This is a genomic window from Streptococcus mitis (assembly GCF_946188685.1).
In the GTDB taxonomy this organism is placed as follows: domain Bacteria; phylum Bacillota; class Bacilli; order Lactobacillales; family Streptococcaceae; genus Streptococcus; species Streptococcus mitis_CC.
On record NZ_CAMHWH010000005.1, the window covers coordinates 83,850 to 96,201 of the forward strand.

The following is a 12,352-nucleotide window of genomic DNA, read 5'->3' on the forward strand; positions in this document are numbered from 1 at the left end:
GAGAAATTATGGCCCTACCAACTATTGCCATTGTAGGACGTCCCAATGTTGGGAAATCAACCCTATTTAATCGGATCGCTGGTGAGCGAATCTCCATTGTAGAAGATGTCGAAGGAGTGACACGTGACCGTATCTATGCGACGGGTGAGTGGCTCAATCGTTCGTTTAGCATGATTGATACAGGAGGAATCGACGACGTCGATGCTCCTTTCATGGAACAAATCAAGCACCAGGCAGAAATTGCCATGAAAGAAGCCGATGTTATCGTCTTTGTCGTGTCTGGTAAGGAAGGAATTACCGATGCGGACGAATACGTAGCCCGTAAGCTTTATAAGACCCACAAACCAGTTATCCTCGCAGTTAACAAGGTGGACAACCCTGAGATGCGAAATGATATCTATGATTTCTATGCTCTTGGTTTGGGTGAACCATTGCCTATCTCATCTGTCCATGGTATCGGTACAGGGGATGTGCTAGATGCCATCGTAGAAAATCTTCCAAATGAATATGAAGAAGAAAACCCAGATGTGATTAAGTTTAGCTTGATTGGTCGTCCCAATGTTGGAAAATCAAGCTTAATCAATGCTATCTTGGGAGAAGACCGTGTTATTGCCAGTCCTGTTGCTGGAACAACGCGTGACGCTATTGATACCCACTTTACCGATGCAGATGGTCAAGAGTTTACCATGATTGATACGGCTGGTATGCGTAAGTCTGGTAAGGTTTATGAAAACACTGAGAAATACTCTGTTATGCGTGCCATGCGTGCTATTGACCGTTCAGATGTGGTCTTGATGGTCATCAATGCGGAAGAGGGTATTCGTGAATACGATAAGCGTATCGCAGGATTTGCCCATGAAGCTGGTAAAGGGATGATTATCGTGGTCAACAAGTGGGATACGCTTGAAAAAGACAACCACACTATGAAAAACTGGGAAGAAGATATCCGTGAGCAGTTCCAATACCTGCCTTACGCACCGATTATCTTTGTATCAGCCTTGACCAAGCAACGTCTCCACAAACTTCCTGAGATGATTAAGCAAATCAGTGAAAGTCAAAACACACGTATTCCATCAGCTGTCTTGAACGATGTGATTATGGATGCCATTGCCATCAACCCAACACCGACAGACAAAGGAAAACGTCTCAAGATTTTCTATGCTACCCAAGTGGCAACCAAACCACCAACCTTTGTTATCTTTGTAAACGAAGAAGAGCTCATGCACTTTTCTTACCTGCGTTTCTTGGAAAATCAAATCCGCAAGGCCTTTGTCTTTGAGGGAACTCCAATCCATCTCATCGCAAGAAAACGCAAATAAAAAAGCAGAATCTGGAATGACATTTCCAGATTTTTTTGATAGAATGAAGTTGGAAAAACGCTATCAAAAGAGGTGTCGATGATGGAACATTTGTTTAAATTCTTACTTTTAGCACCTTACTTTTATTTTGATAACTGGATTGAAAAGGCCAACAGAAATAGTAAATTTTTCCCAATTTTTTACTATTTTTACTGGGTTTACATCCCCCTCTATTCTCTTTTTAGCCTTGCTTGGACAGTTGTTTCAGTTCTGTTTTTCAATATCGTCTTGAGAAATGTGACAGATATCAAGTTTTGGGTCATTTGGTTTCTTTTTATTCTGCTAGCTATTGGTCTGAATTGGTTAACTTATTCCTGTTTCAAAAAAATGTTTCGCTTGAGACGGGAACTAGGGAAGTCTAACGGTGGAAGGCATTGATTTATACTCTTCGAAAATCAAATTCAAACCACGTCAACGTCGCCTTGCCGTACTTAAGTACAGCCTGCGGCTAGTTTCCTAGTTTGCTCTTTGATTTTCATTGAGTATTATATTACTTTCTATTTGTAGGAGGTGGCTTATGACACATCTAAAATCATTTATTACACGCTATTCCAAGGTCTATATTGGTTTAGTTCTGTTGATCTGGATTGCTTTCTTCTTTCTTCCTTGGGGCAGTCCGATTCTGGGGGGAAAGATTGACCTCTTCAGCATGCAGAAAGTTTTACTAGTTTTTGGAATTCTGTCGATTTTGATGGCCTTGCTGTCCAAGAAAGTCAGTCTCTTTGTTTTTGGACTTATCTGTTGTCTTTCTTTTTGGATAAATCTATTTATCCTATTTGCTATTTTGCCGATTTTTGGCAATTAAAGTATCATAAAAATCAGAGAGGTTAGCTTGGAAACTAGCCTCTTTTTCCTTTTCAAAATGGGGATTCTTCCTTGAAAATAATCAGTAATTGTGCTAAAATTAAAAGAACATTCTAAAATATTCGGAATTTAAAGTAAGGAAAAACATGGCTAATATTTTAAAAACAATTATCGAAAATGATAAAGGAGAAATCCGTCGTCTGGAAAAGATGGCTGACAAGGTTTTCAAATACGAAGACCAAATGGCTGCTTTGACAGATGACCAACTAAAAGCAAAAACAGTTGAATTTAAAGAACGTTATCAAAATGGAGAATCACTGGATTCATTGCTTTATGAAGCATTTGCGGTTGTCCGTGAGGGTGCCAAACGTGTCCTAGGACTCTTCCCATATAAGGTTCAGGTCATGGGGGGAATCGTTCTTCACCATGGTGACGTGCCAGAGATGCGTACAGGGGAAGGGAAAACCTTGACTGCGACCATGCCCGTATACCTCAACGCCCTTTCAGGTAAAGGGGTTCACGTAGTTACGGTCAATGAATACCTATCAGAGCGTGACGCGACTGAGATGGGTGAATTGTACTCATGGCTTGGCTTGTCAGTAGGAATTAACTTGGCTGCCAAATCTCCAATGGAGAAAAAAGAAGCCTATGAGTGTGATATTACTTACTCAACCAACTCAGAAATCGGATTTGACTACCTTCGTGATAACATGGTCGTTCGTGCTGAAAACATGGTACAACGTCCGCTTAACTATGCCTTGGTCGATGAGGTTGACTCAATCTTGATTGATGAGGCCCGTACACCTTTGATCGTATCAGGTGCTAATGCAGTTGAAACCAGTCAGCTCTACCACATGGCAGACCACTATGTAAAATCTTTGGACAAAGACGACTACATCATCGATGTGCAGTCTAAGACTATTGGTTTGTCTGATTCAGGGATTGACAAGGCTGAAAGCTACTTCAAGCTTGAAAACCTTTATGACATTGAAAACGTAGCTCTGACTCACTTTATTGATAACGCCCTTCGTGCCAACTACATCATGCTTCTCGATATTGACTATGTGGTGAGCGAAGAACAAGAAATTTTGATTGTCGACCAATTTACAGGTCGTACCATGGAAGGTCGTCGTTATTCTGATGGATTGCACCAAGCTATTGAAGCAAAAGAAGGTGTACCAATTCAGGATGAAACCAAGACATCTGCCTCAATCACTTACCAAAACCTTTTCCGTATGTACAAGAAATTGTCTGGTATGACGGGTACAGGTAAGACTGAGGAAGAAGAATTCCGTGAAATCTACAACATTCGTGTTATTCCAATCCCAACAAACCGTCCTGTTCAACGTATTGACCACTCAGACCTTCTTTATGCAAGTATCGAGGCTAAGTTTAAGGCGGTTGTCGAAGACGTTAAGGCTCGTTACCAAAAAGGTCAGCCTGTCTTGGTTGGTACAGTAGCGGTTGAAACCAGTGACTACATTTCTAAGAAATTGGTCGCAGCTGGTGTTCCTCACGAAGTCTTGAATGCCAAAAACCACTATAAAGAAGCTCAAATCATCATGAATGCTGGTCAACGTGGTGCTGTTACCATTGCGACTAACATGGCCGGTCGTGGTACCGACATCAAGCTTGGTGAAGGAGTTCGTGAACTTGGAGGACTTTGTGTTATTGGTACAGAACGTCATGAAAGCCGTCGTATCGATAACCAGCTTCGTGGACGTTCAGGTCGTCAAGGAGACCCAGGTGAGTCACAATTCTACCTATCTCTTGAAGATGATTTGATGAAACGTTTTGGTTCTGAACGCTTGAAGGGAATCTTTGAACGTTTGAACATGTCTGAAGAGGCCATTGAGTCTCGCATGTTGACGCGTCAGGTTGAGGCGGCGCAAAAACGTGTCGAAGGAAATAACTACGATACTCGTAAACAAGTCCTTCAATACGATGATGTCATGCGTGAACAACGTGAGATTATCTACGCTCAACGTTACGATGTCATCACTGCAGATCGTGACTTGGCACCTGAAATTCAGGCTATGATCAAACGCACGATTGGTCGTGTCGTTGATGGTCATGCGCGTGTCAAACAAGATGAAAAACTAGAGGCAATTTTGAACTTTGCTAAGTACAACTTGCTTCCAGAAGATTCTATTACGATGGAAGATTTGTCAGGCTTGTCTGATAAGGCCATCAAGGAAGAACTCTTCCAACGTGCCTTGCAAGTTTACGATAGTCAGGTTTCAAAACTACGCGATGAAGAAGCAGTTAAAGAATTCCAAAAAGTCTTGATTCTACGAGTGGTAGATAACAAGTGGACAGATCATATCGATGCCCTCGATCAATTGCGTAATGCGGTTGGACTTCGTGGCTATGCTCAGAACAACCCTGTTGTTGAGTATCAGGCAGAAGGTTTCCGTATGTTTAATGACATGATTGGTTCGATTGAGTTTGATGTGACACGCTTGATGATGAAAGCACAAATTCATGAACAAGAAAGACCACAAGCAGAACACCATATCAGTACAACAGCGACTCGCAATATCGCTGCCCACCAAGCAAATATGCCTGAAAATCTGGATTTGAGCCAGATTGGACGGAATGAACTTTGTCCATGTGGTTCTGGTAAGAAGTTTAAAAACTGTCACGGTAAAAGACAATAAAATGAGATAGTTTAGAAGCGGATACCTTGTGAAAAGTAAATTTTTACTTGGTATCCGTTTGCTTTATAAGGAGATGAGTTATGGTATTTACAGCAAAAAGTCCTAAAATTAATATTGAAGAAGTTCGTGCCTTATCAAAATTAGAAGGCCAAGCTTTGGAGAGAAAATCACAGCGCGATCAAGAGCTAGAAGCCATTATACGTGGAGAAGACCAGAGAATTCTCTTGGTAATCGGACCGTGCTCATCTGATAATGAAGAAGCTGTCCTTGAGTACGCTAAACGTTTGGCAGCTTTACAAGAAGAAGTAGCAGACCGTATCTTTATGGTTATGCGTGTTTATACAGCCAAACCCCGTACCAACGGAGATGGCTATAAGGGCTTGATTCACCAGCCTAACACAGCAGAAGCCCCTAGTCTCATCAACGGAATCAAAGCCGTTCGACATCTTCATTATCGTGTCATTACGGAAACAGGTATGACGACAGCTGATGAAATGCTTTATCCTGAGAATCTTCCGCTTGTGGATGATTTGATTTCTTACATGGCTGTCGGTGCCCGTTCGGTTGAAGACCAGCAACACCGCTTTGTTGCCAGTGGAGCAGATTTTGCGACTGGTTTTAAAAACCCAACCTCTGGAAATCTCAATGTCATGTTTAATGGGATTTATGCTGCTCAAAACAAACAAAGCTTCCTTTTCTTGGGAAAAGAAGTGGAAACAACTGGGAACCCGCTTTCCCATGCCATTCTTCGTGGAGCAATCAATGAATATGGTAAGAATATTCCTAACTACTACTATGATAATTTGATGGATACTATTGCTCAATATGAGAAGATGGGCTTGGAAAATCCTTTTATCATTGTAGATACCAATCATGATAATTCTGGTAAGCAATACATGGATCAGATTCGAATTGTCCGTCAGACCTTGATTAACCGTGATTGGAATGAAAAAATCAAGCAGTACGTTCGTGGTTTTATGATTGAGTCTTATCTAGAAGACGGGCGTCAAAACGAACCGGAAGTATTTGGCAAGTCTATCACGGACCCTTGCCTTGGCTGGGATAATACGGAAGCCCTTGTCAGAGAAATCTACCAAACGCTAGGAGAATAGTATGGCATTTATTGAAAAAGGTCAAGAAATCGATATTGAAGCAATCAAGGCAGAAACTCAATTGTCTGAGGAAGCCTTACGACTAAAGGAGCGTCGTGATAGAGAAATGGCAGATATTATTTCAGGAGAAGATGACCGTATCCTTTTGGTGATTGGTCCTTGCTCTTCTGACAATGAAGAGGCTGTCTTGGAATATGCCCGCCGTTTATCAGACTTGCAGAAGAAGGTGGCGGACAAGATTTTTATGGTCATGCGTGTTTATACAGCTAAACCTCGTACCAACGGAGACGGCTATAAAGGTTTGGTTCACCAACCAGATACCTCTAAGGCTCCAAGTCTGATTAACGGCTTGCAGGCTGTGCGCCAGTTGCACTACCGCGTGATTACAGAGACTGGTTTGACAACGGCAGATGAGATGCTTTATCCGTCAAATCTGGTCTTGGTGGATGACTTGGTCAGCTACCATGCTGTGGGGGCTCGTTCTGTAGAAGACCAAGAACACCGTTTTGTGGCTTCAGGGATTGATGCCCCAGTCGGGATGAAAAATCCAACCTCTGGAAATCTGGGTGTCATGTTTAATGGCATCTATGCCGCTCAGAACAAACAGACCTTCCTCTTCCATGGTCAAGAAGTTGAGACTTCAGGAAATCCCTTGGCCCACGTCATCCTTCGTGGGGCAGTTAATGAATATGGGAAAAATGAGCCTAACTTTTACTACGAAACTTTGCTAAATGCCATTGAACGCTATGAGACTATGGGGCTTGAAAATCCTTTTATCCTCATCGATACCAACCATGATAATTCCGGAAAGCAATATATGGAACAGATTCGAATTGTTCGCCAGACCTTGCAAAATCGTGACTGGAATGAGAAGATTAAAAAGACGGTTCGAGGCTTTATGATTGAATCCTACCTAGCAGATGGTCGTCAAAACCAACCAGAGGTCTTTGGTTGCTCCATTACCGATCCTTGTCTAGGTTGGGAAAATACAGAGGCCTTGGTAGAAGAAATCTATGCTACCTTGACAAAATAAGTGAAAAGGATGGAGTTGGGGGAATCTCAACTCCTTTTGATGAGAATGATAGTTGGACACGGAATTGACATCGAAGAATTGGCTTCGATAGAAAGAGCAGTTACACGACATGAAGGATTTGCTAAGCGCGTGCTGACCGCTAAGGAAATGGAACGTTTTAACAGTCTCAAAGGGCGCAGGCAAATAGAATATTTAGCTGGTCGCTGGTCGGCTAAAGAAGCCTTTTCCAAGGCCATGGGAACGGGTATTGGCAAGCTCAGTTTTCAGGATTTGGAAGTCTTGAACAATGAACGCGGGGCGCCTTATTTTAGTCAGTCACCGTTTTCAGGAAATATTTGGCTGTCTATCAGTCATACAGATCAGTTTGTGACAGCCAGTGTCATTTTGGAGGAAAATCATGAAAGCTAGTCCACATAGACCAACCAAGGCTCTGATTCATCTGGGAGCTATTCGACACAATATTCAGCAAATGGGGGCTCATATCCCTCAAGGAACGCTCAAGTGGGCTGTGGTCAAAGCCAATGCCTATGGGCATGGGGCTGTTGCCGTTGCCAAGGCAATTCAAGATGATGTTGATGGCTTTTGCGTTTCCAATATTGATGAAGCCATTGAACTTAGACAAGCTGGACTCAGCAAGCGAATCCTCATTCTAGGAGTTTCTGAAATCGAAGCTGTTTCTCTTGCTAAAGAATATGACATCACCTTGACAGTGGCTGGACTGGAGTGGATTCAAGCACTCTTAGATAAGGAAGTGGACCTAACTGGATTGACAGTCCACCTCAAGATTGACTCAGGAATGGGACGGATTGGTTTTAGAGAGGCTAGTGAGGCTGATCAGGCTCAAGACTTGCTCCAACAACATGGTGCTCGTGTTGAGGGGATTTTTACCCACTTTGCTACTGCTGATGAAGAATCAGATGACTACTTTAATGCCCAGTTAGAACGGTTTAAAACTATTTTGGCCAGTATGAAAGGTCTTCCAGACTTGATTCATGCTAGCAATTCTGCAACGACTCTATGGCATGCAGATACCATTTTCAATGCCGTCCGTATGGGAGATGCCATGTATGGTCTTAATCCTAGCGGAGAGGTCTTGGACTTGCCTTATGACTTGACTCCAGCCTTGACCTTGGAGTCTGCTCTGGTTCACGTTAAGACAGTTCCAGCTGGAGCTTGCATGGGCTATGGAGCGACCTATCAGGCAGATAGCGAGCAGGTCATCGCGACGGTACCAATTGGCTATGCGGATGGTTGGACACGTGACATGCAGAATTTCTCTGTCTTGGTAGATGGGCAAGCTTGCCCAATCGTCGGCAGGGTTTCGATGGACCAAATCACTATTCGTTTGCCTAAACTTTATCCGCTAGGAACAAAAGTAACCTTGATCGGCACCAACGGCGACAAGGAAATCACAGCAACTCAGGTGGCGACCTACCGTGGGACCATTAACTATGAGGTGGTTTGTCTCCTCAGCGATCGCATTCCGAGAGAATATTATTAAAAAGAAAGGAGTGGAGCATGAATCTACATCAACCCTTGCATGTCTTACCTGGTGTGGGACCAAAGTCAGCAGAAAAATACGCCAAACTAGGAATTGAAAATTTGCAAGACCTCTTGCTCTACTTTCCTTTCCGTTATGAAGACTTCAAAACCAAGCAGGTGCTGGAGTTGGAAGACGGTGAAAAGGCTGTTCTATCTGGTCAAGTCGTGACTCCTGCCAGTGTACAGTATTATGGTTTCAAGCGTAATCGCTTGCGTTTTAGCCTCAAGCAGGGAGAAGTCGTTTTTGCGGTTAATTTCTTTAACCAGCCCTATCTAGCAGATAAGATAGAGTTGGGTGCAACTCTTGCTGTTTTTGGAAAATGGGACCGCGCCAAGGCTAGTCTGACTGGGATGAAGGTCTTAGCTCAGGTGGAAGATGACCTCCAGCCTGTCTATCGTCTGGCTCAGGGAATCAGTCAGGCCAGTCTGGTCAAGGTTATTAAGACGGCCTTTGATCAGGGGTTGGACCTCTTGATTGAGGAAAATCTGCCCCAGTCTTTGCTGGACAAATACAAACTCATGTCCCGTTGTCAGGCCGTTCGTGCCATGCATTTTCCCAAGGATTTGGCAGAATACAAGCAGGCCCTTCGCCGTATCAAGTTTGAGGAACTCTTTTATTTCCAAATGCAATTGCAGACGCTCAAGTCTGAAAACAGAGTTCAGGGAAGCGGGCTGGTTCTGGAGTGGTCTCAGAAAAAAGTAACGGCTGTTAAAGAAAATCTACCATTTGCCCTGACCCAAGCTCAGGAAAAGAGTTTGCAGGAAATTTTGGCCGACATGAAGTCGGACCACCACATGAATCGTCTCCTGCAAGGGGATGTGGGGAGCGGAAAAACTGTGGTCGCTGGCTTAGCCATGTTTGCAGCGGTGACAGCTGGCTACCAGGCAGCTCTCATGGTGCCTACAGAAATCCTAGCAGAGCAACACTTTGAGAGTTTACAGAACCTTTTTCCAGACTTGAAACTGGCTTTCTTGACAGGTTCCTTAAAAGCTGCAGAAAAAAGAGAAGTCTTGGAGACCATTGCCAAGGGTGAGGCTGATTTGATTATCGGAACCCACGCTCTGATTCAGGATGGGGTGGATTATGCTCGTCTGGGCTTGATTATCATCGATGAGCAGCACCGCTTTGGTGTAGGGCAAAGGCGCGTTCTGAGAGAAAAAGGCGACAACCCAGATGTCCTCATGATGACAGCGACTCCTATTCCACGGACGCTGGCTATCACAGCATTTGGAGATATGGATGTTTCCATTATTGACCAGATGCCAGCAGGACGGAAGCCTATTGTGACACGCTGGATCAAGCATGAGCAACTACCTCAGGTCTTGACTTGGTTAGAGGGGGAAATCCAAAAAGGTTCTCAAGCCTATGTTATCTCTCCCTTGATTGAAGAATCAGAAGCTCTTGATCTGAAAAATGCCATTGCCTTATCAGAGGAGTTGACGACTCATTTTGCAGGTAAGGCAGAGGTTGCTCTGTTACATGGTAAGATGAAGAGTGACGAAAAAGACCAGATTATGCAGGAGTTCAAAGAGAGAAAAACGGATATTCTGGTTTCGACGACGGTTATCGAGGTCGGGGTCAATGTTCCCAATGCGACCGTCATGATTATCATGGATGCCGATCGCTTCGGTCTCAGCCAGCTTCACCAGCTCAGGGGTCGTGTCGGTCGGGGAGATAAGCAATCCTATGCTGTTCTCGTTGCCAATCCCAAGACTGATTCTGGGAAAGACCGCATGCGCATCATGATGGAAACCACCAATGGATTTGTCCTTGCGGAGGAAGATTTGAAAATGCGCGGATCGGGTGAGATTTTTGGAACCAGACAGTCAGGTCTCCCAGAATTCCAAGTGGCTGATATTATCGAAGATTTTCCGATTTTAGAAGAAGCCAGAAAGGTGGCTAGCTATATTAGTTCTATAGAAGGTTGGCAAGAGGATCCAGAGTGGCGCATGATTGCCCTTCATCTGGAAAAGAAAGAACATCTAGATTAAGCTTTCTCTAAGGAAATCTTAAGCTAGCTTTCAGGTTTGCCCCTTATACTAGAGTCATCAAAAAGAAACGAGGACTCTCATATGACAGTAACGATTAAAGTAAATTACCAAACCACTTTCCAAAAGAAAGAAGCGACAAAATAAGATTAAGCAGAAGAAGAAAGAGTGAAATGCACTTTTTTCGTTTTTAAAACTACAATTTATTGAATCTAAAATAGTACACTACAGATTCTAAAACATTTCTAGAAATTAATTTGACTTTCCTAATTTCTTTGTTCATATCTTATTTCAATACACTATATCTTACTGTTTCAGAGCCCACATCTAGCATAACTAAAAAAGATTCTTCCATCTATCACGGAAAAATCTGTCATTGATTTACTGATTTATAAAAACTCCAACCACGGTTTACGAACCTCGTCTTTGATGGTTTCTCTGTATTTTTTTAATTCCAAGAACTCCATCTTGACCAGATGATTTTCTGACCGTTAGTGCTGGTCTTACAACAATGCCTCAAACTCAGCGACGGTCATGCCCAATTGCTCACTCGCAAATTCGGAAGTTAAAACATGTTGGCGTACTAAATCTAGAAAGGTAAAGATTTTCCCACGCTCTAGACCTTGTTCAACTCCCTCTGCTCTAGCAGTTTCCAAAGCATAGTCCTGTGCTAACAATGCTTGTTCTTCTCGCATACGTAGTTGACTAAACATTTTCCTATCCTCCTCAGACCAGCTCTTGTAGTCTAGCAGTTGGTCTGCCTGACTGATGGCTCGCTCGGGTGCTTGGGTAAAGGGTTTGTTCCCAAAAAACTCCAACCATGGCTTGCGAATGCTATCTTTGCTGGTTTCTCTGTATTTTTTAAGTTCCAAGAACGCCATCTTAACCAGATGGTTTTTCTGACCATTAGTGCTGGTCTTACAACAAGGCCTCAAACTCAGCGACGGTCATGCCCAATTGCTCACTCGCAAATTCGGAAGTTAAAACATGTTGGCGTACTAAATCTAGAAAGGTAAAGATTTTCCCACGCTCTAGACCTTGTTCAACTCCCTCTGCTCGGCCTTGTTCAACTCCCTCTGCTCTAGCAGTTTCCAAGGCATAGTCCTGTGCTAACAAGGCTTGTTCTTCTCTCATACGTAGTTGACTAAACATTTTCCTGTCCTCCTCGGACCAGCTCTTATAGTCTAGCAGTTGGTCTGCCTGGCTAATAGCTCGCTCGGGTTGCTGGGTAAAGGGTTTGTTCCCAAAAAACTCTAGCCATGGTTTGCGAATGCTATCTTTGCTGGTTTCTCTGTATTTTTTAAGTTCCAAGAACGCCATCTTAACCAGATGGTTTTCTTGTCCATTATTTGTGATAGTTAATACCTCACCTGTCGTGTCCTCTCGCATGCTAAAGCTATGAAAAGCTAAATCATCTTGGAAATAATTGCTATCCACAATTGCGATAGCATATACTGGTGCGATGTGTTTGTAGCTCTGGTGTGTATCACCTTCACGTTGGCGAATTTTTTCAAGATTTTGATTGACCTGACTGCATAAGTAAGCCCACAGGCGATTGATGAAAAAATTCTGATGATGCACCTGAATCTCAATGATTACTTGAGTTCCATTATCCAACTCCGCCAAGACATCTATACTGGTATAGAAATCCTGCGCCGAGTACGGAAGGGAAGGTAAGACATGAATATTACTCCCCTCCAAAATGGTTACATTTTTGGCTGGTAAATCCAGCATATCGCGAATAAATTGACAAGTGATTTCCGGATTGCTAAAAATCTTCTTAGCAACCAAGTCATTGGTCGGGCTGATGCCCGGATGTCTGAGAATCATTCTTCCTCTCCTTTCATTATAGCA

General features: G+C 43.2%; 10 protein-coding genes and 2 pseudogenes. 9 read left to right on the plus strand and 3 right to left on the minus strand.

Annotated features, from left to right (window positions below; genetic code table 11):
• The first annotated feature begins 8 nt into the window (after positions 1-8).
• The 9 genes from der to recG all read left to right on the plus strand — a co-directional run bounded on the left by der (position 9) and on the right by recG (position 10,501).
• The gene (der, locus tag N8N51_RS06240) at positions 9-1,319 is read left to right on the plus strand and encodes a ribosome biogenesis GTPase Der (protein ID WP_261103817.1); all 1,311 of its coding nucleotides are present in this window, start codon (positions 9-11) and stop codon (positions 1,317-1,319) included.
• Positions 1,320-1,400: 81 nt separating this feature from the next.
• On the plus strand, positions 1,401-1,736 hold the full coding sequence (locus tag N8N51_RS06245; RefSeq protein ID WP_261011231.1) for a hypothetical protein: 336 nt from the start codon (positions 1,401-1,403) through the stop codon (positions 1,734-1,736).
• Between the two features lie 139 nt (positions 1,737-1,875).
• The gene (locus N8N51_RS06250; RefSeq protein ID WP_261011102.1) at positions 1,876-2,163 is read left to right on the plus strand and encodes a hypothetical protein; all 288 of its coding nucleotides are present in this window, start codon (positions 1,876-1,878) and stop codon (positions 2,161-2,163) included.
• A 145-nt stretch (positions 2,164-2,308) separates the two neighbouring features.
• Positions 2,309-4,822, plus strand: a complete 2,514-nt coding sequence (secA, locus tag N8N51_RS06255; RefSeq protein WP_261103818.1) for a preprotein translocase subunit SecA — start codon at positions 2,309-2,311, stop codon at positions 4,820-4,822.
• Positions 4,823-4,902: 80 nt separating this feature from the next.
• On the plus strand, positions 4,903-5,934 hold the full coding sequence (locus tag N8N51_RS06260; protein ID WP_214617477.1) for a 3-deoxy-7-phosphoheptulonate synthase: 1,032 nt from the start codon (positions 4,903-4,905) through the stop codon (positions 5,932-5,934).
• A gap of 1 nt (position 5,935) precedes the next feature.
• A complete protein-coding gene (locus N8N51_RS06265; protein WP_261103819.1) occupies positions 5,936-6,967 on the plus strand; it encodes a 3-deoxy-7-phosphoheptulonate synthase in 1,032 nt (343 codons plus the stop codon).
• Between the two features lie 45 nt (positions 6,968-7,012).
• Positions 7,013-7,375 carry a holo-ACP synthase gene (gene acpS, locus N8N51_RS06270; RefSeq protein ID WP_261103852.1) on the plus strand — a complete coding sequence of 121 codons (363 nt, stop codon included), beginning with the start codon at positions 7,013-7,015 and terminating at the stop codon, positions 7,373-7,375.
• The gene (alr, locus tag N8N51_RS06275; protein WP_261103820.1) at positions 7,365-8,468 is read left to right on the plus strand and encodes an alanine racemase; all 1,104 of its coding nucleotides are present in this window, start codon (positions 7,365-7,367) and stop codon (positions 8,466-8,468) included. Before acpS ends, alr begins: the two co-directional genes overlap by 11 nt.
• Positions 8,459-10,501, plus strand: a complete 2,043-nt coding sequence (recG, locus tag N8N51_RS06280; protein ID WP_261103853.1) for an ATP-dependent DNA helicase RecG — start codon at positions 8,459-8,461, stop codon at positions 10,499-10,501. The genes alr and recG overlap by 10 nt, the downstream gene beginning before the upstream one ends.
• A gap of 392 nt (positions 10,502-10,893) precedes the next feature.
• Here the strand turns inward: recG and N8N51_RS10585 are convergent.
• From N8N51_RS10585 to N8N51_RS06290, 3 genes and pseudogenes are all read right to left on the minus strand, one after another.
• Positions 10,894-10,983: pseudogene (locus tag N8N51_RS10585) on the minus strand (Rpn family recombination-promoting nuclease/putative transposase); the annotation flags it as partial.
• 18 nt (positions 10,984-11,001) lie between these two features.
• Positions 11,002-11,412, minus strand: a pseudogene (locus tag N8N51_RS06285) (Rpn family recombination-promoting nuclease/putative transposase); the annotation flags it as partial.
• A 4-nt stretch (positions 11,413-11,416) separates the two neighbouring features.
• Positions 11,417-12,328 carry an Rpn family recombination-promoting nuclease/putative transposase gene (locus tag N8N51_RS06290; RefSeq protein WP_078238166.1) on the minus strand — a complete coding sequence of 304 codons (912 nt, stop codon included), beginning with the start codon at positions 12,326-12,328 and terminating at the stop codon, positions 11,417-11,419.
• Between the last annotated feature and the right edge of the window lie 24 nt (positions 12,329-12,352).

Coding starts and splice junctions, on each gene's coding strand:
- der (WP_261103817.1), top strand. CDS start 9: ATGGCCCTACCAACTATTGCCATTGTAGGACGTCCCAATGTTGGGAAA.
- N8N51_RS06245 (WP_261011231.1), top strand. CDS start 1,401: ATGGAACATTTGTTTAAATTCTTACTTTTAGCACCTTACTTTTATTTT.
- N8N51_RS06250 (WP_261011102.1), top strand. CDS start 1,876: ATGACACATCTAAAATCATTTATTACACGCTATTCCAAGGTCTATATT.
- secA (WP_261103818.1), top strand. CDS start 2,309: ATGGCTAATATTTTAAAAACAATTATCGAAAATGATAAAGGAGAAATC.
- N8N51_RS06260 (WP_214617477.1), top strand. CDS start 4,903: ATGGTATTTACAGCAAAAAGTCCTAAAATTAATATTGAAGAAGTTCGT.
- N8N51_RS06265 (WP_261103819.1), top strand. CDS start 5,936: ATGGCATTTATTGAAAAAGGTCAAGAAATCGATATTGAAGCAATCAAG.
- acpS (WP_261103852.1), top strand. CDS start 7,013: ATGATAGTTGGACACGGAATTGACATCGAAGAATTGGCTTCGATAGAA.
- alr (WP_261103820.1), top strand. CDS start 7,365: ATGAAAGCTAGTCCACATAGACCAACCAAGGCTCTGATTCATCTGGGA.
- N8N51_RS06290 (WP_078238166.1), bottom strand. CDS start 12,328: ATGATTCTCAGACATCCGGGCATCAGCCCGACCAATGACTTGGTTGCT.